The following is a 21,539-nucleotide window of genomic DNA, read 5'->3' on the forward strand; positions in this document are numbered from 1 at the left end:
TTTTATGCAATGTTTAGGTTTTAAAGACAATTCAAGGTAGATGTTTGGTTATTTGTGATAATTTGCACTTTTTTGATTTTTATTGTAAATAGAGCTTGCCATGTGTTAATATTATTATGGTATTCAAAAAGTTCATAATTACAGAGCTCCTTTTATAAAGCAAAATTATGTCAATGCTTTATAAGAATGCCTTGTAATTATATGCTCTTTATATTTGAAATTATTATTTAATATGAATAATTTTCCTATTAAAAATAAATTGGTTTAATTTGGTACGGGGGGAGAGGTGAATGCAGGAAAACTTTTATGGAGTTCATGAAGAAGTGTGGCATCAATGGAATGACTTTCAAAACACCATGACTATATCGAAAAATATTATAAGGCCGGAAATACTTAAATCCTGGGAAAGGTGCAAAATTACAGGCATCGATCCGTACCAGAAACAAGGACAGGAAATTATCGATGGTGCTGCTTTAAAAGAAGTCAAAGAAAAACAAGAAGAACTAATTCAAGCTGCAAGGCCGGTTATGGAAAAGCTTTTATCGCTGTGCGGTGAGTATGGTTTCCTCGCAGTTTTGGTAGGAGAGGACGGCTATATATTAGAGACTTTAGGGAACCACCAGGAAACTATAGACATGGCTCGAAGGACCAATTTCATTCCTGGCGCATGCTGGCGAGAAGATAAAGTTGGCACTAACGGTATAGGAACTGCAATGGTTATAGGGCAAGCCCTTGAGGTAACCGGGGCTGAGCACTTCTGTTGTGGACTTCACTCTTGGACATGTGCTGGTTCCCCAATTTTTAGTCCGGAAGGAAAACCTATTGGAGTTATTGATCTTTCGGGACCTTGGTACCGGGAAAATAAACAGGCATTAGCTACTGTAGTATTTGCTGCAATTGCGATTGAAAATAATTTGAAGCAGAGTAAATCCCTTAAAGAAACTTTAACTTACAGACAACTTACAGAGTACTTCTTAGAAAACAACACTGACCCCTTATTAGTGATGGATAAGACAGGAAGGTTAATCAAGGTTAATTATGCATCTGAGAAAGTTTTGGGATGGGAAATGGAAGAATTAGTAGGGCGAAGAGCTGATGAAATATTTGGCAATTTGCAGGAAATCCTATCCCTCATAGAGGCGCGGCAAAGTATAAAAGGCAAGGAAATAATAGTACTAAAGTAGAAAAGGTGTCTTGCGGTGCAGAGCAGATGTTTCACCTGTAAGTGGAAATTACAATGAAAGCGTAGCGGCTTTAATAGCTCTAAAAATTCATGAAGGTAGTCAATTTTATATAAGCTCTTCTCCAGCCTTAAAAGGGTTTGAACAGATATTGGGAAATCATCCTCGTTTGCGCGAAAGTATACGGTTAGCCCAAATTGCAGCAAAGAGCGATGCACCAGTCCTTATTTTAGGTGAGACGGGGACAGGGAAAGAGCTTTTTGCAAAAGCTATTCATGAGGCTAGCGGTAGGAAAGGGCCTTTTGTGGCGGTAAATTGTGGTGCTTTGCCGCGAGAATTAATTGGGAGTGAGCTTTTCGGCTATGTAGGTGGAGCTTTCACCGGTGCACGACCAGAGGGTAAGCCAGGTAAATTTGAACAAGCCCAAGGGGGTACTTTGTTTTTAGACGAGATAGGCGATATGCCTCTGGATATACAGGTTTACCTTTTACGAGTGTTAGAAGAAAAAAAGGTGGTTCGAATAGGCGGACATAAGGAGATACCATTAGATGTTCGAATTATTGCTGCGACCAATTCGGATTTAACGAAGTTAGTAAGAGAGAAAAAATTCCGAGAGGATTTGTATTTTCGCCTGAGAGTTCTCACTATTCATTTATGCCCGTTACGAGAACGCAAAAGTGATATACCTCTTCTTTTTCAATATTTTATTCATAAATTTTCACAAAAATTAGGTAAAAATATTACCAATATTGATCCGTCAATTTGGCCTTTATTAGAGAATTATGACTGGCCAGGAAACATTAGGGAATTACGAAATGTGGCAGAATGGGCAGTGAATATAGCAGAGGATAATACAATTTCTATTAGTCATTTGCCGTCTTACTTATCCGGTTCTCAAACTCTCCGCGAGAACGGTAATAGCTTTTCTTCTACCTCTCTTGTCGAACTGGAAAAGCAGGAAATTATTCGTCTTCTCGAACATTATGGAGGTAATATAACTAAGGTTTCTAAAGCCTTAGGCATAGCACGAAACACCTTGTATAGGAAATTATATAAGTATGGACTAAAGACTCGTTAGGGTGTTCCAAAATCTAACGTTACAAAAGGAGACAGAAGTTACAAAGAATCAGATTAAGATTTCATAATTTCTTGTAAAAATCAAGAGATGAGTAAACCAGCACTCAACAGTGGGTGCTGGTATATTTTTTGCAAAAATATATTTAATGCAAAATTCTAAAAGGGGGGATGTAACAAAAAAAATTAAAACATATTCACCTTCTTTGACATAATAGAGCAGAGTAGTATATTGTAAAAAATTGAAAAATTGTAAATGGATAGGAGTGAAAAGGTATGAACATTCCTAAAGAAACTCTTATGCGTATGTACCTTGAGATGGTTACAATTCGATTATATGAGGAAACCATGGCTGAAGCCTATCAGGAGGGGAAATACCCGGTATTCAACATTGCATCAGGCCCGGTCCCCGGTGAGGTGCATTTAGCTGCGGGGCAGGAGCCGGTAGCTGTAGGGGTATGCATGCACCTTAAAAAGGACGATGCCGTAATCGGTACTCACCGGCCTCACCACTTTGCTATTGCAAAAGGAGTAGACCTCAAACGTATGACAGCAGAAATATTTGGTAAAGTTACCGGTTTAGGACGCGGCAAAGGTGGTCACATGCACCTCTTTGACCCTGATGCACACTTCGGCTGCAGCGGCATCATCGGTGCTAGCATTCCCCAAGCAGTGGGAGCAGCCTTAGCCTTCAAGATGCGCAAGGAGAAACGTGTGGCTGTGGCATTTTTTGGTGACGGTGCCGCAAACCAGGGTGCTTTTCATGAGGGGCTTAACTTAGCTGCAATTTGGAAGCTACCAGTTGTGTTTGTATGCGAGGACAATAGTTGGGCAATTTCTGTACCAAAACAAAAGTCCACAGCTATTAGCCGAAATGCTGACCGTGCCGTTGCATATGGTATACCTGGAATATACGTGGGAGAAAATGATGTCTTAGCTGTCTACGAGGCTGCTGGCGAGGCAGTAGAGAGAGCACGCAGGGGAGAGGGTCCAACTCTTATTGAAGTTAAAACAGATCGTTTCTTTGGTCACTTCCAGGGCGATCCGGAAGTCTATAGACCAAAGGATGAAGTTCCACGTCTAAAGCAAAATGATCCAATTAAGCGGTTCAGGAAATACCTTATTGAAAATGGCATAGCTAAAGAAGCTGAAATTGAACAATTAGACGATGAAGCAAAAAAGCGTGTTGAGGATGCTTTCTTGTTTGCTCGGGAGTCACCCTACCCGGCACCGGAAGAAGCTCTACTTCACGTGTTTGTAGAATAGTGAGTTACGCGTTCAGTGGTGAATAGTATTTAAAGGAGGAGAAAATTATGTCTGCGATAACCACGCGAAAGCTTACAATGGCAAAAGCAATTGCTGAGGCCATTAGTTTGGAGATGGAAAGAGACCCGAGAGTATTTGTAATGGGCGAGGATGTAGGTGTATATGGAGGCATATTCAGTGCCACAGCTGGACTATATGAAAAATTTGGGCCGGAGAGAGTTATCGATACGCCCATTTCCGAGACAGGTTTTATTGGTGCTGCTTTGGGAGCTGCCATGGAAGGTATGCGCCCTATAGTAGAATTAATGTTCGTAGACTTCTTCGGCGTATGTATGGATCAGATTTATAATCACATTGCCAAAAACACTTACTTTTCAGGTGGAAACGTCCGAATACCTTTGGTGCTCATGACTGCAGTGGGTGGTGGTTACAACGATGCAGGACAGCATTCCCAGTGCCTTTGGGGAACTTTTGCTCACTTGCCTGGGCTCAAAGTGGTTGTGCCTTCCACTCCCTATGACGCCAAAGGTCTGATGATTTCAGCCATACGGGATGACAATCCTGTTCTATATATGTTCCACAAGGGGTTACTGGGTCTGGGTTGGATGACCCTTATAAAGGACAGCACTGGTCCTGTCCCTGAGGAGCCTTATACGATCCCGTTTGGTAAAGCAGATGTAAAACGGGAAGGAAAAGATGTTTCGATAATCAGCGTGTCTATGGGCGTCTATCAAGCATTAGAGGCGGCTAAAGAACTGGAAAAAGAAGGTATAAGCGTTGAGGTTTTGGACCTCAGGACATTGGTGCCGTTAGACCGTGAAGCCATAATAAATTCTGCAAAAAAGACCCGTAGGGTATTGGTAGTGGATGAAGACTACTTGAGCTATGGTATGAGCGGGGAAGTTGCCGCAACTGTAGTTGAGCATGCTTTTGACTACTTAGAAGCGCCTGTCAAACGCTTAGCAGTGCCGGACGTGCCTATCCCGTATTCTCGTCCTTTGGAACAGTTTGTATTACCTTCAAGTTCTAAAATTGTGGATGCAGTTAAGGAGTTGCTCAGGTCATAAAATGAGATTTCAAAGCGTGAGGAGTGATATCTTATGCCATACGAATTTCGCATGCCTGACGACGTAGCATCAAGTGGAATAGAAGGGTTTGTGGTGAATTGGTTTAAGGACGAGGGACAGCCGGTGCAGGCAGGCGAATTGCTGTTGGAAGTACAATTTGAAAAAGTAGTTGTGGAAGTCCAGGCTCCAGTGAGCGGCATACTAACAAAAATCCTATGCCCTCAAGGTCACGTTGTCAAGGTTGGGCAACCGCTCTGCTTAATCGAACAAGAGACCACGGAAACGACCCACGTCCACGGCGAGACGGAGCAGAGATCCGGGAGTACTCCAGTGGATCCCCAGGACACCAGTAACAGGCCAGGCGATTTAAGAGCTACCCCTGCAGCTCGCAAGCTTGCCCGTGAATTGGGAATTCCTCTGGAGGCAGTACCGGGAACCGGCCCGGGCGGTCGTATTACTGAGGAGGATGTTAAGAAATTTGCTCAACGTTCTGATAGGGCAGATATAAAAGCAAAAAAAGGTACCACTCACTCCTACCCAACGTTTGGTCGGTGCGAGGATGTTACAGAGCCTGCGAGAAACTGCACAGTTTACATTGGGACGTGAGGTTGACGTAAGCGCTTTAATGAAAGTCCGGATGGATCTTAAACAAAAAGGTTCGCCCGTTACCATGACGGCTCTTATACATAAAGCAGTGGTTCGGGCGATTTTAGAAAATCCTGAAATGCAGGCCATTATTGATGGAGACGATATGATACTGCCTGCAGAAGTCCACTTGGGATTTGCTGTAGCCCGCGGCGATGAACTTTTAGTGCCCGTAATCAAAAATGCTCATAGACTCAATCTTAATGAAATGGCTGTTGAGAGACGCCGGCTTACTGATGCAGTTCTGCAAGGTATTGTAAAACCAGAAGAGCTACAAGGGGGTACCTTTACGGTTACAAATCTGGGTACTTACGGTATTGACTACTTTACCCCTGTGCTATATCCAAAACAATCTGCAATTCTTGGGATTGGAAGAATAGTGGAACGACCAGTCCTTGAGAATGGAAACGTCCGCTCCGCACAATTTATGACTCTTAGTCTTACTGTAGATCACCAGGTAATAAACGGTGCACCTGCTGCCAGATTCTTAGCTCGGCTGGCAGAACTTCTTTCTCAACCTGAAGCGCTCTTGGAGTAGTAATAGCAAAAGGGCAGTGCATGGGCGCTGCCCTTTTAGAGTATACGAAAAAAAAAGACAAGAGGAGTGGTTTCAATGAAGTATGAAATAGCTATTCTGGGAGCAGGTCCCGGAGGTTATGTAGCAGCTATCCGGGCAGCACAGTTAGGGGCAAAGGTAGCGGTAATCGAACGAGATGCATTAGGTGGTACCTGTTTAAACCATGGGTGCATCCCGACTAAGGCACTTTTGGCAGGGGCGTCCGTAGTAGAAACTATAAAGAGAGCGGATTTATTTGGCATAAAAATACAAGGGTATCAGGTTGATTATAAGCGTTTGGTTTCTCGAAAAGACGTGGTGGTAAAACAACTGCAGCAGGGTATTAGCTATTTATTTAAAAAGAATAAAGTTGATCTTTTCATTGGCAAAGGATACATAACTGGCCCACACCGGATAGAAGTCACAGGTCTAAATGGAGTCCAGGAAATAGAGGCTAATAATATAATCATTGCTACTGGATCAGAACCGGCAATGTTTCCCGGTATTTGTTATAATGGCAGAAGTGTAGTCACAAGTACTGAAGCTCTTGCTTGGGATAGCCTCCCTGAAAGTATAATTGTGATCGGTGGCGGTGTAATTGGGTGTGAATTTGCAACTTTATTTAACACCTTAGGTGTTAAAGTAACTATAGTGGAACTTATGCCTTCTATTTTGCCGATGATCGACAGTGAGTTATCCCGGCGCTACCAGATGCTGCTAAAAAAAGCCTGTGTAGAGATAAAAACACAATCACAGGTTACAGCAGTGGAAGAGGAAGGTGAGCAGGTTAAGGTAATTTTGTCCAGCGGAGAAATTCTTGCTGCTAATAAGGTTCTTGTTTCCATTGGGAGGAAGTTTAATACTAAAGGACTGGGTCTGGAAAAAATCGGAGTTACCATGGGACCCAAAGGTGAAATCGTGGTAGATGATTATATGCGTACCAATGTTGATGGTGTATATGCCATAGGAGATATAACTAATAAAATTCAATTGGCCCATGTGGCTTCGGCACAGGGTATAGCAGCTGTACAAACAATACTTGGAAATCCAACAAAGATTAATTATGATGTTGTACCTAATTGCATTTTTACTTCTCCGGAGATTGCTTCTGTTGGACTTACTCAAGAGGAGGCAGAAAGGCGTGGATTTAAGGTAAAAGTAGGCAAGTTTTTCTTTTTGGCCAGTGGTAAAGCAGTGGCAAGTGGAGAAACGGAGGGTATGGTGAAGATAGTAGCTGATTCCTCCAATGATCGTGTTCTAGGGGTACACATTATGGGTCCCCATGCTACGGAGCTTATTATGGAGGGAGCCTTGGCTGTAACACAGGGAATTAAAGTCAAGGAGCTGGCGGCTTGTATTCACGCCCATCCTACCCTTTCTGAAGCTATATTGGAGGCAGCGGAAGCAGTCCACGGGCTAAGCATACATTCATAGTATACCTTTTTATTTTAGATTATTGAGTTATTTTTATTAGCTAACTCATAGGTTACTAACTCTAAGGTTAGTAACTTATGAGTTAGCATTATTTAAAAACAGAAAATATATTAAAAAAGGGAGTATGAAAAAAGCATCACACTAAAAAGGGGGAAAAATTTTGCTTTACATAAGAAATGACTCAAACGACCCTTATTTTAATATGGCTCTTGAAGAGTATGTGATAAAGTCTATGGATCCTACAAAGGAATACTTCATTTTATGGCAGAACCGCCCCACTGTGGTGATAGGCAAAAATCAAAACGCCATTGAAGAGGTAAACTTGGAATACGTTAGAGAAAACAACATCTCGGTTGTGAGGAGGCTTTCAGGAGGCGGTGCTGTTTATCACGACTTAGGCAATGTGAATTTTACCTATGTAGTGGATTACCGGCCCGAATATTTCAACAGCATAGAAAGGTTTGCAATGGCTGTTGTTAAAGCTTTAGAAAAACTCGGCATAAAAGCCGAATTCACCGGAAGAAACGATATTACCATTGATGGAAAAAAGATTTCGGGCAATGCGCAGTACCTTTACAAAAAAAGGTTGCTGCATCACGGAACGCTTCTTTTTAATTCGGATTTGACGAAGCTTTCTCAGGCTCTGAACGTGAAACCCCAAAAGATTGCGTCAAAGGGTGTAAAGTCCGTTAAAAGCAGGGTTGCCAACATCCCTTAATCGAATACAGCCTTACTCCTGAAGATTTAGAAAGAATAAACCGTTTAAGGGATGAAAAATACGCTACTTGGGAGTGGAATTTCGGTACATCTCCCGAGTTTGACCTGATAAAATCCCAGCGCTTTGATGCAGGGGAAATTGAAGTAAGGATAAATGTAAGGGATGGACGTATCACAGACATAAAGTTTTACGGGGACTTTTTAAGCATGAGGGATGTGTCTGAAATAGAAGAAAAATTAAAGGGCCTCCGCTACAGGGAAGAAGACATACGGGAAGCCCTAAATAAATTAAATTTAAAGGAATATTTCGGTGGTATAAATTTAGAAGAATTGTTGAGCGTTATATTGTAATATTTTCATCGTATTTAGCCGTAACCCTTGTGGATATGCCGCCCCTTGCCAAGAATTCTCCTGTAATTTCCATATACTTTGGCTTAAGAAGCTTTACTAAATCGTCTAATATCCTGTTTACTGCATGTTCTTGAAGTATACCTATGTTGCGGTAAGAGGTGAGATAGTATTTTAAAGACTTTAATTCCACCAATTTTTCATTGGGTATATATTTTATCGTTAACTTAGCATTGTCCGGCAATCCGGTCCACGGGCAAACAGAGGAAAATTCTTCGGTGTAGTATTCTACAAGGGTATCTCTTCCGGGATATTCGTAATTTATGGCTTCTAAAACCTGAGTATCGATTTTTTCATATCCGTAAATATCAAACCTTTTTTCGCTGTATTTATCCATCTATTTTCATGCCTCCTTTTTTAAATATCAATAAAAGAATAAAATATCCTGCTGACATTAAAATTGTTTCAGCAATTGAAACACTGGTAAAGGTTTGAATAAAGGGGAAATTTGCAGCAACTTTTAAGGTGAGGGCTACAGAAGCAGATATCCATATAGCTATAAAAATTGAGCCTAAAAATCTGTTAAAAAATTTACCAATATAATAGCCTAAAAGACAGCCTATCAGATTGCTTAAAGGCATAAATATAAGTTCCATGGGACCGGCAAAAGGGCTGAAAAGATTTGACAGGAAATTTCCTATCATCATGGATATGGCAAATTTTTTTTGAAAGGTGGAAATGGGTTTAATTATTTCTCCCATTCTAAATTGAGCGGGAAGGTAGGAAATCGATGAAAAAATAAGGGTCAGCACAGCGTAAAGGCAGGCAACCAGTGAAATTTGAGCTATGTCTTTAATTTTTTTGGACATATAAAGACCTCCTTGTTTTTTTAACCGGGGTGGCTGCGACCCGGGCAAGCTTTGCTTGCTTTTTACATTATATCAATTCCTGTATTTAAGAGCAATGAAAAAATTTTCCTTATGTTTAAAGCAGGTTTTACCCTGCTTTTTTATTTTACAAAAAATGGCTTTTTAAAATCTTAAATAAATTGATAATTTTAAAATTTATTTGAAGGAACTTTAAAATTTTTGTTGAATATATAAAAGGGAGATCGAAACAATTTTAATAAATTTTTAGCAACTCAAAACTAATAAAAAAATTTAAAAGGAGGTGTTGCCTGGCGCCAGGGCAGCCTGGAAGCCAGAGCCGTTATGAAAAGGGTGCTTATGCTGTCCCCTGAAAAGTGCATAGGCTGCAGGACCTGCGAGCTGGTATGTTCTTTCAGCAAAATTCGGGCCTTTAATCCCAAATGCTCACGGGTGTCCGTGTTCTCCTTTGATGAAGCTGCCGTTTCTGTCCCAATGATGTGCATGCAGTGCGAAGAGCCATCCTGTATGAAGGTATGCCCCACCTCAGCCATTACAAGGAATCAAGATGGCACGGTTATCATTAATCATCAAAAATGTATCGGGTGCAAACTGTGCATAGCTGCATGTCCTCTTGGCAACATAACCTTCAGCACTGCGGAGGGCAAAATAGTAAAATGCGACCTTTGCGGTGGTGAGCCCAAATGTGCGGACTACTGTCCAACGGGAGCAATTGAATTTAAAGAGGCTTCCCCAAACGTTATATCAAGGAAGAAGGCTATTGCCGGGAAGTTTAAAGAACTATTGGGGGAGGTGAATGAGTAATGTTTGGATGGACCGGTAAGATAATCAGGGTGAACCTAACCGATAAAAGCATTAAGATAGAAAGTTTGAACATGAAGGATGCATATATGTATTTGGGAGGGAGAGGACTCGGGACTAAAATAATAATGGATGAGGTAGATCCCAAAGTTGATCCTTTAAGCCCGGAAAACAAGCTTATATTTATGACAGGCCCGCTTACGGGCACATTGGCTGCATGTTCGGGCAGGTATGAGGTTGTGGCAAAGGCTCCCCTTACGGGCACAATAGGTGCGGCAAACTCTGGAGGGCATTTTGGGCCTGAACTTAAGTTTGCGGGATATGATGGAATTATATTTGAAGGAAAGGCAGAAAAACCGGTGTACCTTTGGGTAAATGACGATAAAATTGAACTGAGGTCCGCCGAACACCTTTGGGGGAAAAACACCTTTGAAACCACCGATGAACTTTTAAAGGAAACGGCTGAAGATGCAAGAGTAGCATGCATAGGGCCTGGTGGCGAAAAACTGGTGCTCTTTGCAACGGTTATGAATGACAAACACAGGGCAGCAGGACGTTCGGGCATGGGCGCTGTGATGGGTTCTAAGAACCTGAAGGCAGTAGTTGTAAGGGGTAGCCGCTCCATCGAAGTTGCTGACCCCGATGCCTTTATAAAGGCATGCAAAGATGCAATAAAGAAGTTGAAGGAACATCCGGTTACGGGTACAGGTCTTCCTACTTACGGGACCGAAATCCTTATCAACATTTTAAACCAAGCAGGAGCACTTCCAACCAGAAATTGGAGGGATGGTGGATACTTCGAATATGCTGAGGAAATAAGCGGAGAAGCATTGAGGGAAAAATACCTGGTTAAAAACAAGGCTTGCTTTGGCTGCCCTATAGGCTGCGGAAGGATTACAAGGATTCCGGAAGGCAAGTACAAAGGCTTCGGTGAAGGGCCTGAATACGAAGCGGGCTGGGCTTTGGGTGCCAACTGCGGTGTGAGGGACCTTGCAGCAGTTTCCAAGGCTAACTTCATCTGCAACGAGCTCGGCATTGACCCCATTACCATGGGGTGCACCATCGCGTGCACGATGGAAATGTATGAAAAAGGTATAATAACAAAAGAGGAAATAGGTTTTAAAGCGCCTTTTGGTGACGCAGATGCCCTTGTAGAACTTACACGAATGGCAGGACTAAGGGAAGGATTTGGAGACAAATTAGCACAGGGGTCTTATAGGTTAGCATCCTCTTATGGGCATCCCGAGCTTTCCATGTCGGTTAAGAAACAGGAGATGCCTGCCTACGATGCAAGGGGAGTGCAGGGAATGGGATTGGAATACGCTACTTCTAACCGTGGTGGCTGCCATGTAAGGGGCTATATGACCTCCCCGGAAATTTTGGGCATACCCGTTAAGTTAGACCCCTTGGTAACTACGGATAAAGCAAAATGGTTAAAGACCTTCCAGGATTTGACTGCAGTAGTGGACTCAGCAAATATATGTCTTTTTACTACCTTTGCCATAGGGCTTCCTGAAATTTCGGCAATGCTGAAGGCAGCCATCGGCTGGGATTATACCGATGAAGAAGTGATGAAGATTGGCGAGAGGATTTGGAACTTAGAAAGAATGTTCAATCTAAGTGCGGGCTTTACAAAAGCCGATGATACACTGCCTCCAAGACTTCTGACCGAGCCTTTGAAAGTAGGTCCCGCCAAAGGCAAGGTAGTGGAACTTGACGTAATGTTAAAAGAATACTACGAAGTAAGAGGTTGGGATGAAGACGGAGTACCCACTGAAGAAAAGCTGAAAGAGCTTGACATAAAATAAAACTTTTTGCTGCAGGCCCCAAATATAAAGGGGCCTGCAGCATTGAAAAAAAATTTTGGGGTAATGGATATGAAGGTAAAATTTTTTGCTTACCTTAGGGATTATACAAAGACTAAGGAAATAGAGGTGAAAAATTGCGAGACCGTAAGAGAACTTTTAAAGAGGCTTTCTGAGATTTATGGTGGAAAATTTGCAAAGGAAGTTTTCGAAGGTGAAAACCTGAGCAGTAGAATAATCGTTCTTGTTAATGGAAGGAATATAGTCCACCTTGAGAATTTAGACACAAAATTAAAGGATGAAGATGAAATAAGCCTTTTTCCGGTAGTTGCCGGCGGATAGTTAAAAGGCCTTTTATTTTGAAAGAAGGTGATTTTATGATTCTTGTTAGGTCAATCTTAGAAAAATATCCAAAGGAACAGAGGTTCCTGCTTGCCATCCTGCAGGACATACAGAGGACATATAACTATTTGCCGAGGGAAGCGCTAATTGAGGTGAGGGATTATCTAAATGTGCCTTTAAGTAGCCTTTACAGCATGGCCACCTTTTACAAGGCCTTGAGCTTAAAACCCAAGGGAAAGTACATAATCAGGGTGTGCGATGGTACAGCCTGTCACATAAGGGGTTCCATGAACCTTCTTGAGGAGATTAAAAGACTACTTTCCCTTTCTCCCGGTGAGGTGACAAAGGACGGAAAATTTTCCTTAGAAACGGTGAATTGCCTTGGGTCGTGCGCTATTGCTCCCGTGATGGTGATCAATGATAAATATTACGGCAACCTTAATCCATCTTTAGTAAGGGAAATATTGGCCGAATATGCCGAAAAAAGCGGTGATGAAAATGTCTGAAAATGCAAAAAGGACGGTTTTGATATGTTGCGGGACAGGGTGTTTGGCGAACAACAGCATGCAAATTTATGACAGACTCAAGAAAAAGGTTGAAGATTATGGACATGCCTTTCAAATCATACCGGTTCTAAAAACTACCGGCTGCAATGGGCTCTGCGAAAAAGGCCCTATAGTCAACATCCTGCCCGAGGAGATCTTTTACTGCAAGGTTAAGGTGGAAGATGTGGACGAGATTTTTGAAAAGACCCTTTTAAAAGGCGAGGTCATAGAAAGGCTGCTTTATTTAGACACTGCCACGGGCAGAAGGGTTAGGTCCCATAAAGACAGTGAGTTTTTTAAAAGGCAGCTTAAAATAGCCCTACGAAATATTGGCCAGATTGACCCGGGAAGTATTGACGACTATATAGAGAGGGGCGGATATAAGTCCTTAAAAAAGGCGTTATTTGAGATGACTCCTGAGGTAATCATATCCGAAATCGAGCGTTCGGGCCTAAGGGGACGGGGCGGAGCGGGATTTCCCACAGGTTACAAGTGGAAACAGGCAAGAAAAATAAACAGCTTTCCAAAGTTTATAGCCTGCAACGGGGATGAGGGAGATCCCGGGGCTTTTATGGACAGGAGCATCATGGAAGGAGACCCTCACAGCATCATTGAAGGAATGATAATAGGAGCTTATGCTGTAGGGGCCGAAAAGGGTTTTGTATACATAAGGGACGAGTATGCCCTCGCTGTTAAGAATGTGTCGAGGGCTATAAAGGACGCATACGAAAGGGGTTTTTTAGGGCGGAATATATTGGGCAGCGGTTTTAACCTGGATATCGAGGTGGTAAGGGGCGGAGGCGCTTTCGTCTGCGGCGAGTCCACAGCACTTATGGCTTCCATAGAGGGGAAAGTGGGAGAACCAAGGGTAAAATACATTCGTTCAACAGAAAAGGGGCTCTGGGGACAGCCTACGGTATTAAACAACGTAGAGACATGGGCGAATGTGCCTGTAATAATAGAAAAAGGAGCAGAATGGTTCGCTTCAATAGGTACGGAAAAAAGCAAGGGCACAAAGGTATTTTCCCTTGTGGGGAAGGTCAAAAACACGGGCCTTATTGAAGTACCCATGGGCACCACCTTGAGGGAAATTATCTTTGAAATAGGGGGAGGCATAACAGGGGGAAAAAGGTTCAAAGCGGTCCAAACGGGAGGACCGTCGGGCGGTTGTATTCCGGAAGAACTACTGGATCTTCCCGTTGATTTCGATTCCCTCGATAAAGCCGGTTCCATGATGGGCTCAGGCGGAATGATAGTAATGGACGAATCCACCTGTATGGTGGAGGTTGCCCGATATTATCTGAAATTCCTTTCCGAAGAATCCTGCGGCAAGTGCACGCCCTGCCGTGAAGGCATAAGGAGGATGCTTGAGATACTTGAAGATATTTGTGCCGGGAGGGGGAAGGAAGGGGATATAGAACTTTTGCTTGAGCTCTCAGAAACGGTAAAGGAGGCATCCCTTTGCGGCCTTGGAAAAACAGCTCCAAACCCGGTGCTTACCACTATAAAATACTTTAAAGATGAATATTTGGCCCACATAAGAGAAAAGCGGTGTCCTGCAGGTGTATGCAAAAATCTTACTTCATACCGGATTAACCCTGAGCTTTGCAGAAGATGCGGGGTATGTGCAAAAAAATGCCCAACTGGTGCTATATCGGGCAAGCCCAAAAGCCCTTATGTCATAGATACTGCAAAGTGTATAGTTTGCGGGGCTTGCAAAGAAGCCTGCAGGTTTAATGCGGTTGAAGTTTTGGGGAGGCGGGAAGGATGAAAATAAAGATTGACGGTAAAGAGTGCGAAGCAGATTACGGGGAATACATCCTTGATGTAGCAAAAAGAAACGGCATATACATACCTACCTTATGCCATTCGGATGCGCTTCCGGGACAGGGAAGCTGCAGGCTGTGCATAGTAGAAGTGATTGAAGGAGGGAAAAAGAAGGTAGTTGTATCCTGCCTTTACCCCATTACTAGTGAAATAGAAGTGGTAACCAATTCGGACAAAATAAGAAGAATGAGGAAAAACATAATAAGGCTTCTTGCGGCAAGGGCACCGGAAAGCGAAAATATAAGAAAACTTAAAGAAGAATACGGAATTCCTGAAGAAAACAGGTTTAAGATAAATGAAGGAGAAAAGTGCATACTTTGCGGACTTTGTGTGAGGACATGCGAGGCGTTGGGCGTTTATGCAATATCGTCGGTAGAAAGAGGGATAAAAAAGAAGATATCTCCTCCTTTTGAAGAACCTCCCGAAGACTGTATCGGGTGCGGTGCGTGTTCCGAGGTTTGTCCTACGGGAGCCATAGCTTTAACGGAATCTGAGGGCAAAAGGATTATTTGGGACAAAACCTTTGAGCTTATAAAATGTGATGTTTGCGGTAAGTATTTTATGACCCGCGAACAATATGAATTTTTAAAGAAAAAACACGGCATAGAGGCAGGAGAACTTCTTTGTGAGAAATGCCGAAAAAAATCTACTGCTCAAAAATTGGTTTTCTAAAATTACACCGCCCTATTGGTAACCATATATGTTTAGCAAAACGCAACTATATTACCTTAATATGGAAACAGCATGGATGCTAAACTTCATAATTCTTGAAAGCGCATTTAACTGCACTATAGTGCTAATAGTTGCAAATTCAAGACATATGAAAAATGTTCCTTGCAAAAAAAAACGACATGAAAAATACAGAAATGGATTGCGATCCTGTTAAGAGCCGGACTTTTAAATGGTGGTTTCATTACATCAAAGTCAATAAGAGAATTAAGGGATCTTACAATATACCGAAGAAGTATAGTGGAAGAACTATCCTCCCAACAGAACCGTATAGAAAAACACCTCTAAAGCTGCGGTTTTAAGCTACCCAATTTTATGACAGATATATTTGGCGTATCGGGAAGAGTGATAATAGAACATAAACATTTAGACGAAACCTATGGAGGCCTCCACAGACAAATTGAGCAGTTAGATGGAATTCCGGCTTATGAAGATAAGTTTTCCATTTACTTTGTATTATCAATTGTCAATGTGTATTCCTTTTTAGTTTTATATTATTTTCGTGCTAAAAATTTTAAAATGCTACAAAGCAAAAAGCTCATATATTATTTTTCTTGACAAAACCTTATCCTGCGGAGAAAATATAATATATTCAACATTACTTCAATATCTACCTAAAACAATAAAGAAAGGAACCAAAAATGAAGCAATTTTACTTTCGATTAATAAAATTATTAACAGGGCTTTTCTTTTGTGCGTTAGGAATAGCCTTTACAATAAATGCTCGCATAGGATTTTCTCCGTGGGATGTTTTTCATGCAGGATTGGCAAGTACCCTGAGGATAAGTATTGGTAACGCTTCTATTGCAACCGGAATATTAATTTTATTATTAATAATCCTTTTGGGAGAAAAGGTAGGCCTTGGTACACTTTTAAATATGATTTTAATTGGAATGTTTTTAGATTTTATACTAAATCTCAGAATAATCCCGGTTGCAAATAATTTCATTACAGGAATAATTATGTTAATAATTGGAATGATTATTTTTTCATTCTCTACTTATTTATACATTCAATCAGCTTTTGGAGCTGGGCCAAGGGATAGCTTGATGGTAGCCCTTTCCCGCAAAACAGGTTATCCCATAGGTTTTTGCCGTGGACTTATAGAGCTAATTGTAGCATTAACCGGTTGGAAGCTCGGTGGAATGATTGGAATTGGAACGGTGTTATTTGCCCTTTTAATTGGGTTATTTATCCAGATGACTTTCAAAATTTTTAAGTTCGATGCTACAAAAGTCAAACATGAGACTTTTGAAAACACAATCAAGCAATGTTTTACTACACTAAGAGAGATTAATAAATCATAAAAAAATGCTCTCTATACTGAGAGCAAAATATTATATCCAAAGCCGCCATCGCTTCTTCCGTTAATTGATCAAATTCATTCCCAAAATTATTTGCAATATTAAAAAGTTCATTTTCTGTGGGATCAAAAAGTCCACGGATAAATTTAGAATGTTCTGCAATATTCTGTTTCTGCTTCCGCCTGAGTCAATTCAGTAGCTATCATGACTCCGGCATAAACTGAAAAAGATTTTTTTTAACACTTTATTTTTATAATAAGATCCAGATTAAATAAGATCCAGATTATTCGGGAGGAGCCTGGAATTTTTGCTTATCGAATTCTTTCAGCACAAATTTCGAAACGGTCATAACACCCAGTGGATCGCCGGTAACGTTAAGCATTGTGTTGAACATATCAATAACTACGTAAATACCTGCTATCCAACCTACCGGGTCTAAAGGCAGTCCCAGGGTCTGTAACGTTAAAGCAGCGATCATTATACCTCCACCCGGAACACCGGCACACGCTGCAGCACCGAATACTCCCATCATCAAAGCCACCGCAACGTGAGCTGCCGTTAAATTAGCTCCATGCATTTGGGCTACCCATACCGCATATATTGGCATTTCAGCAGCCACCGCCTGCATGTTGATGGTAGCGGCAAGCGGTATAATTACATCCGCAGCATCTCCCGGAACGCCCAGAGTCTTTGTAACCCTTAAAGTAATTGGTAATGTAGCCGAGCTACTTTGTGTAACAAAGGCAGTGAGCATTGCGGGATATACTTTTTTCCAGAATATTAAAGGATTTACCCCTAAAACCAGCATCATAAACAGAGGATGAATAACTAACAGCATTACAAAATACGCTACCCATTGGGTGAATACCATTTTACCAAGGGATGCTAACCCCATGGTTCCAACCGTACCTACCAGATTCGCCATCAATGCAAAGATTCCTATCGGAGCATACCATAAAATAAAGTCTACAATTTTATATATCAATGCCTGTAAAGATTCAAACAGTTTTTTAAGGAAATTGTGTTCTTCAGGAGCCACATTGTTCAAAAAAGCAATAGCAAACCCGGTTAACAAAGCACAGATAATAATCTGCATAGTGTTAAGTTCTAAAAATGCTCTCACGGGGTTATTAGGTATAAAGCTCATTAATACCTGAGCAGCAGAAACTTGAGCCAATTGTATTTCCTTTGCTCCCAATTGAACGCCTACACCGGGTTTCATGATATTTGCCATAGTATAACCTATAATTGCTGCAATAAGTCCAAAGATAAACCAGTAAACCAAAAATCCGCCGAAGATTTTCCCCAGTCTTTTAAAACTTTGCACCGTAGTTACAGCTGTTGCAATAGAAACAAAAATCAGCGGTCCTACAATAAACTTCAAAAGCGCAATAAAAATATCACCTAATGGTTTTAAAACCGAGACACCCGGACCTACTAACCACCCTGCAATAGCACCTATAAAAACCGCTATCAGGGCGTACAAAGGCCTTTTACCAAGTTTTAAAGTCTGTTCTACCCCATAAAAATACCCCCTTTAATTTTTTGTATTTACACAAAAGTCCTTTCCTTTTTTATTAATACGATTTTCAGTGGTTTTTAATTATACTAAATTCCCCAGCATAGTTTGTCATCATAATTTTTCTGACCTCTTCCAATTTGTCCGTATGGCCCAAAGCCCACATAAGCTTTGTTGTAATAGCTTCGGTAGTCATGTCGTAAGCCGGAATCACACCTGCTTTTAAAGCTTTTACCCCTACTTCGTAAACAGTCAAATCACTGCCGTCAAGCAAGCATTGAGTGGTTACAACAACCGCAATTCCCTCTTTTAATGCTTTTTCTATTTCAGGAATAAGGTTCCGTCTGAAGTTCGGTACTCCACCCAATCCAAACCCTTCGATAATCAACCCCCTTAATCCCAGTTTTAAAACTGCAGGAATAACCTCAGGCATAAAACCAGGAATTAACTTTAAAAGTAAAATCCTTGGATCAAATTTATCATCCAGTTCTACCTGCCCTTCAGGCATTTTATCAATACCATGTTCAATAATCACGTTTCCATTTTCAACACGGCCAACATACGGATAATTAATGCTCTTAAAGGCATCAAAACCGAGGGTTCTTACTTTTGATGAGCGTACACCTTTAATAATTTTACCGTCAAACACTATGAATACCCCGGCCAAACCGGATACGGCTAATTTAAAAGCGTCAAGAATATTTCTCTTCCCATCCGTTTGTGGGTGTTCAATTGGAAGTTGCGAGCCGGTAAAAATTACGGGTTTGTTCAAGTTGCGCAACATAAAAGTTAAAGCGGAGGCACTGTAAGCCATTGTATCTGTTCCGTGAGTAATGACTACACCATCATATTTTTTAAGACCTTCAAATACCTCACGGCCAATAATTACCCATTCTTCCGGCTGAATATTCGTGCTGTCAAAATTCATTATTTCCCTGCAATCAATGTCACATATTCCTTCCAGTTCTGGAATAAGTTTTATCATCTGCTCCCCGCTCAACTTAGGAACCAATCCATCCTCTCCGGAAGCTGATGCTATGGTTCCACCTGTAGAAAGCAATAATATTTTTTTCATTTTTTAGCACTCTCCATTTCTTTTAGCATAATTTAATAGTCCTTCTAAAATAACAGTAATATATTTATCTACATCTTCCATTGTAAGTATTGGAATTTTCATAAAATCTATATATTTTTTAGAAACTATCATAGAAATAACTGCACCCGTTCCGGGAACAAGACCCGCACCCCGTACCTTATCATGTAAACTGTTACTCATAAAGGTTATTCCGCCGGCATCTTCGCTTACCAACCTTACAAGTTCTGCAATAATTTGTACTTTATCTATTGCACTATCTACTTTTTTAAGCTCCCGGGCAAGAGCAATAATTCTGTCTGCTAATTCTATCGTAGCTTTTTGGAGGGACCCGGGAAGCAATGGCATGGCAGTTTTACTGAAATGATAAGGTATATTATTTTGTTTTGCAGCATTTACTAAGTGCTCACCCAAATTCATATCGTCAATATTTTCCTGGGCACGAATATAAATTTTCTCCACATCAACATTTTCAGCCATTGAAGGTATATAAGCCTTACTTTCAACAACAACGGTAGGTATCTTGTCAAGCCCTACCTCTTTCATTATCCTTCCTTTATCCGCCCACATGGTATTTCCTTCGTAATCTTCGTCAGGGCCTATTCCACCTTCGGTAAAATTAATTACAAGCATGATTGAAATCGGTATACCCTCCACATCAATGACCGTAGCGGCAGCAGTATCAAGCTTATCGGGAAGTTTTTCTGTCATCACCTTGAATTTTCCCGGAGCTGCCTTAACAAAAGTGTCCAGCGCTGCAAGCGCACAGGCTCCTTGAAATGCCGTTGCCGTTTCGCTGACCCCCTGTCCGTAAATACGCCCAAAAACCTTCACTGCCGCTGCCTGGGAAAAAACAGCATTAAGCCCTATTGCACGTTCAATCATTAATTCAGCTTCAAAAGGAGCAATACCGCGGCGCGGAAGTGCCTTCCCAATTCCTCCACCGTTAGTTTGGACTAATATTTCTCCGGTTATAACATTAGCCGTTACTTTTGAAATTGCAGTATCAACGGGTAACGCTTTTTTTAATATGGAAGCTACTACCGCAAAACCTGCAGAATCATCCTGTACAAATCCACTGTGGCTGTGAACATGCCCCACACCTACATGACCAGAAATGCCCAAAATGCCTTTAGAATTTTTTGAAAAACTTATATTGAATTTTTTCATAGCACTCTCCATTTACTTTTTGTTTTATAGGAATTTACAAAAATTCTGTTATTTAAAAAATTCTACATAAAAATAATATTTCCTTCTTTAATCTTTTTTATTTTTTAAATTTTAATTATTTGACCATTCACGAGGAGTTATTTTATGGTAACCATACATGTTTAGCAAAACGCAACTATATTACCTTAATATGGAAACAGCATGGATGCTAAACTTTATAATTCTTGAAAGTGTTTTTAACGTGTATTCTTTTTTTAGTTTTATACTATTTTCGTGCTAAAATTGTTATAAGTTATTGTAAAAATTTATTGAAAAATTGTCTTAATTTTGTGATAATCTAATTATAAATAAAGATAATTTAAATTAAAATAAAGGGGTATTTTATATGATTCATATTGTAACCGATAGTGCAGCAGACCTTCCATTGGAGATTTTAAAGGAGCATAATATTCATGTTGTGCCTTTGACGGTGAAAATTAATGGAGTGGAGTACAGGGAAGGAGTTGACCTTTCGCCACTGGAATTTCAACAAAAGATGTTAAGTTCCCGGGAACTTTCGGTAACATCCCAGCCCTCACCCTATAACTTTTTTAATGTATTTCAGGAACTATCGAAAAAAGGACAGGTGCTTTGCTTTACACTCTCTTCAAAGCTAAGCGGCACTTTCCAATCAGCCTGTGTTGCAAAAAACATGCTGGGGGAAAAGGTAGAGGTATTCGATACCCTTGCAGGTTCTCTTGGCCAGGGAATCCAGGTAATTAAAGCGGCTAAATGGGCGGCTGAAGGGTTAAGTATTGACGAAGTTATAAAAAGACTGGATGCTGTAAAAAGAGAAATGAGCATACTAATCCTTTTGGATACTCTGGAAAACATAGTAAAGGGCGGAAGGTTGAGCAGATTCCAGGGCTCTTTGGCAAAGGTCCTTGATATTAAAGTGATTTTGCATGCGGTGGAAGGGGCAGTAGAAATTCTTGAAAAGGTAAGAGGTAAAAAGAGATTTCTTATGAGAGCGGTAGAAGTTATATCGGAAAGGGGTAAGGACTTTTCCGAAAAAATCTTTGGCATTACTCATTTAGATAATGAAGAAGACGCGAATTTCCTAATAGAGGTAATAGAGGAAAGATTTAATCCCAAAGAGATTATAGTAGGACCTATGGGGTATACCATGGGGACATATGCAGGTAAAGGCGGTATGATTATATCCTTCGGATAAAAATAGTCCCCCGTTT

Annotated in this window: 20 protein-coding genes and 4 pseudogenes; 18 read left to right on the top strand and 6 right to left on the bottom strand. The window is 41.0% G+C overall.

From position 1 onward, the window contains the following. Nucleotides 1-290 precede the first annotated feature (290 nt). The 9 genes and pseudogenes from ACPLVF_RS03690 (at nt 291) to ACPLVF_RS03730 (ending at nt 8,291) form a co-directional block, all read left to right on the top strand. Entirely contained in the window at nt 291-1,184 is an 894-nt protein-coding gene (locus ACPLVF_RS03690) for a sigma-54-dependent Fis family transcriptional regulator (protein ID WP_424906477.1), read from the top strand. 10 nt (nt 1,185-1,194) lie between these two features. After that, nucleotides 1,195-2,259 (top strand): sigma-54 interaction domain-containing protein, encoded by a 1,065-nt coding sequence (locus ACPLVF_RS03695; protein WP_424906478.1) that lies wholly within the window; start codon nt 1,195-1,197, stop codon nt 2,257-2,259. 272 nt (nt 2,260-2,531) lie between these two features. Further along, the gene (locus ACPLVF_RS03700) at nt 2,532-3,521 is read left to right on the top strand and encodes a thiamine pyrophosphate-dependent dehydrogenase E1 component subunit alpha (protein ID WP_424906479.1); all 990 of its coding nucleotides are present in this window, start codon (nt 2,532-2,534) and stop codon (nt 3,519-3,521) included. Nucleotides 3,522-3,568: 47 nt separating this feature from the next. Further along, the gene (locus ACPLVF_RS03705) at nt 3,569-4,588 is read left to right on the top strand and encodes an alpha-ketoacid dehydrogenase subunit beta (RefSeq protein ID WP_424906480.1); all 1,020 of its coding nucleotides are present in this window, start codon (nt 3,569-3,571) and stop codon (nt 4,586-4,588) included. A gap of 51 nt (nt 4,589-4,639) precedes the next feature. Further along, a pseudogene (locus tag ACPLVF_RS03710) lies at nt 4,640-4,813 on the top strand (lipoyl domain-containing protein); the annotation flags it as partial. Between the two features lie 105 nt (nt 4,814-4,918). Continuing rightward, entirely contained in the window at nt 4,919-5,194 is a 276-nt protein-coding gene (locus ACPLVF_RS03715) for an E3 binding domain-containing protein (protein WP_424906538.1), read from the top strand. Beyond that, nucleotides 5,148-5,771 carry a 2-oxo acid dehydrogenase subunit E2 gene (locus tag ACPLVF_RS03720; protein ID WP_424906481.1) on the top strand — a complete coding sequence of 208 codons (624 nt, stop codon included), beginning with the start codon at nt 5,148-5,150 and terminating at the stop codon, nt 5,769-5,771. Before ACPLVF_RS03715 ends, ACPLVF_RS03720 begins: the two co-directional genes overlap by 47 nt. Nucleotides 5,772-5,846: 75 nt before the next feature. Beyond that, complete coding sequence (lpdA, locus tag ACPLVF_RS03725; RefSeq protein WP_424906482.1) at nt 5,847-7,223, top strand: dihydrolipoyl dehydrogenase; 1,377 nt, start codon at nt 5,847-5,849, stop codon at nt 7,221-7,223. 160 nt (nt 7,224-7,383) lie between these two features. Beyond that, nucleotides 7,384-8,291 (top strand): annotated as a pseudogene (locus tag ACPLVF_RS03730) (lipoate--protein ligase). Here ACPLVF_RS03730 and queF read toward each other — a convergent pair. Together queF and ACPLVF_RS03740 are read right to left on the bottom strand one after the other, a co-directional pair. Further along, the gene (queF, locus tag ACPLVF_RS03735; protein WP_424906483.1) at nt 8,281-8,685 is read right to left on the bottom strand and encodes a preQ(1) synthase; all 405 of its coding nucleotides are present in this window, start codon (nt 8,683-8,685) and stop codon (nt 8,281-8,283) included. The pseudogene ACPLVF_RS03730 and the gene queF overlap by 11 nt on opposite strands. Continuing rightward, complete coding sequence (locus ACPLVF_RS03740; protein WP_424906484.1) at nt 8,678-9,157, bottom strand: QueT transporter family protein; 480 nt, start codon at nt 9,155-9,157, stop codon at nt 8,678-8,680. Before ACPLVF_RS03740 ends, queF begins: the two co-directional genes overlap by 8 nt. 342 nt (nt 9,158-9,499) lie before the next feature. Between ACPLVF_RS03740 and ACPLVF_RS03745 the strand changes: the two genes are divergently transcribed. From ACPLVF_RS03745 to ACPLVF_RS03780, 8 genes and pseudogenes are all read left to right on the top strand, one after another. After that, nucleotides 9,500-9,979 carry a 4Fe-4S dicluster domain-containing protein gene (locus ACPLVF_RS03745; RefSeq protein ID WP_424906485.1) on the top strand — a complete coding sequence of 160 codons (480 nt, stop codon included), beginning with the start codon at nt 9,500-9,502 and terminating at the stop codon, nt 9,977-9,979. Beyond that, the gene (locus tag ACPLVF_RS03750; RefSeq protein ID WP_424906486.1) at nt 9,979-11,784 is read left to right on the top strand and encodes an aldehyde ferredoxin oxidoreductase family protein; all 1,806 of its coding nucleotides are present in this window, start codon (nt 9,979-9,981) and stop codon (nt 11,782-11,784) included. The genes ACPLVF_RS03745 and ACPLVF_RS03750 overlap by 1 nt, the downstream gene beginning before the upstream one ends. 69 nt (nt 11,785-11,853) lie before the next feature. Continuing rightward, the gene (locus ACPLVF_RS03755; protein WP_424906487.1) at nt 11,854-12,123 is read left to right on the top strand and encodes a ubiquitin-like small modifier protein 1; all 270 of its coding nucleotides are present in this window, start codon (nt 11,854-11,856) and stop codon (nt 12,121-12,123) included. 35 nt (nt 12,124-12,158) lie between these two features. Beyond that, nucleotides 12,159-12,629 carry an NADH-quinone oxidoreductase subunit NuoE gene (gene nuoE / locus ACPLVF_RS03760; protein ID WP_424906488.1) on the top strand — a complete coding sequence of 157 codons (471 nt, stop codon included), beginning with the start codon at nt 12,159-12,161 and terminating at the stop codon, nt 12,627-12,629. Next, the gene (gene nuoF, locus ACPLVF_RS03765; protein ID WP_424906489.1) at nt 12,622-14,439 is read left to right on the top strand and encodes an NADH-quinone oxidoreductase subunit NuoF; all 1,818 of its coding nucleotides are present in this window, start codon (nt 12,622-12,624) and stop codon (nt 14,437-14,439) included. Before nuoE ends, nuoF begins: the two co-directional genes overlap by 8 nt. Next, complete coding sequence (locus ACPLVF_RS03770) at nt 14,436-15,167, top strand: 2Fe-2S iron-sulfur cluster-binding protein (RefSeq protein ID WP_424906490.1); 732 nt, start codon at nt 14,436-14,438, stop codon at nt 15,165-15,167. The genes nuoF and ACPLVF_RS03770 overlap by 4 nt, the downstream gene beginning before the upstream one ends. Before the next feature lie 52 nt (nt 15,168-15,219). Beyond that, a pseudogene (locus tag ACPLVF_RS03775) lies at nt 15,220-15,656 on the top strand (IS110 family transposase); the annotation flags it as partial. A gap of 209 nt (nt 15,657-15,865) precedes the next feature. Beyond that, nucleotides 15,866-16,531, top strand: coding sequence for a YczE/YyaS/YitT family protein (locus ACPLVF_RS03780; protein WP_424906491.1), 666 nt, complete (start codon nt 15,866-15,868; stop codon nt 16,529-16,531). A 34-nt stretch (nt 16,532-16,565) separates the two neighbouring features. Here ACPLVF_RS03780 and ACPLVF_RS03785 read toward each other — a convergent pair. From ACPLVF_RS03785 to ACPLVF_RS03800, 4 genes and pseudogenes are all read right to left on the bottom strand, one after another. Beyond that, nucleotides 16,566-16,691 (bottom strand): annotated as a pseudogene (locus ACPLVF_RS03785) (DUF2935 domain-containing protein); the annotation flags it as partial. A gap of 120 nt (nt 16,692-16,811) precedes the next feature. Continuing rightward, nucleotides 16,812-18,014 carry a dicarboxylate/amino acid:cation symporter gene (locus ACPLVF_RS03790; protein WP_424906492.1) on the bottom strand — a complete coding sequence of 401 codons (1,203 nt, stop codon included), beginning with the start codon at nt 18,012-18,014 and terminating at the stop codon, nt 16,812-16,814. Between the two features lie 103 nt (nt 18,015-18,117). After that, entirely contained in the window at nt 18,118-19,122 is a 1,005-nt protein-coding gene (locus ACPLVF_RS03795) for an asparaginase (RefSeq protein ID WP_424906493.1), read from the bottom strand. A 3-nt stretch (nt 19,123-19,125) separates the two neighbouring features. Then, nucleotides 19,126-20,310: a hypothetical protein gene (locus ACPLVF_RS03800; RefSeq protein ID WP_424906494.1), complete on the bottom strand. Its 1,185-nt coding sequence runs from the start codon at nt 20,308-20,310 to the stop codon at nt 19,126-19,128. Nucleotides 20,311-20,695: 385 nt separating this feature from the next. On the opposite strand from ACPLVF_RS03800, the gene ACPLVF_RS03805 reads away from it, so the two are divergent. Continuing rightward, the gene (locus tag ACPLVF_RS03805; protein WP_424906495.1) at nt 20,696-21,523 is read left to right on the top strand and encodes a DegV family protein; all 828 of its coding nucleotides are present in this window, start codon (nt 20,696-20,698) and stop codon (nt 21,521-21,523) included. The last annotated feature ends 16 nt before the right edge of the window (nt 21,524-21,539 follow it).

Source organism: Thermovenabulum sp. (genome assembly GCF_049701175.1).
Taxonomy (GTDB): Bacteria; Bacillota; Thermosediminibacteria; order Thermosediminibacterales; family Thermosediminibacteraceae; genus Thermovenabulum.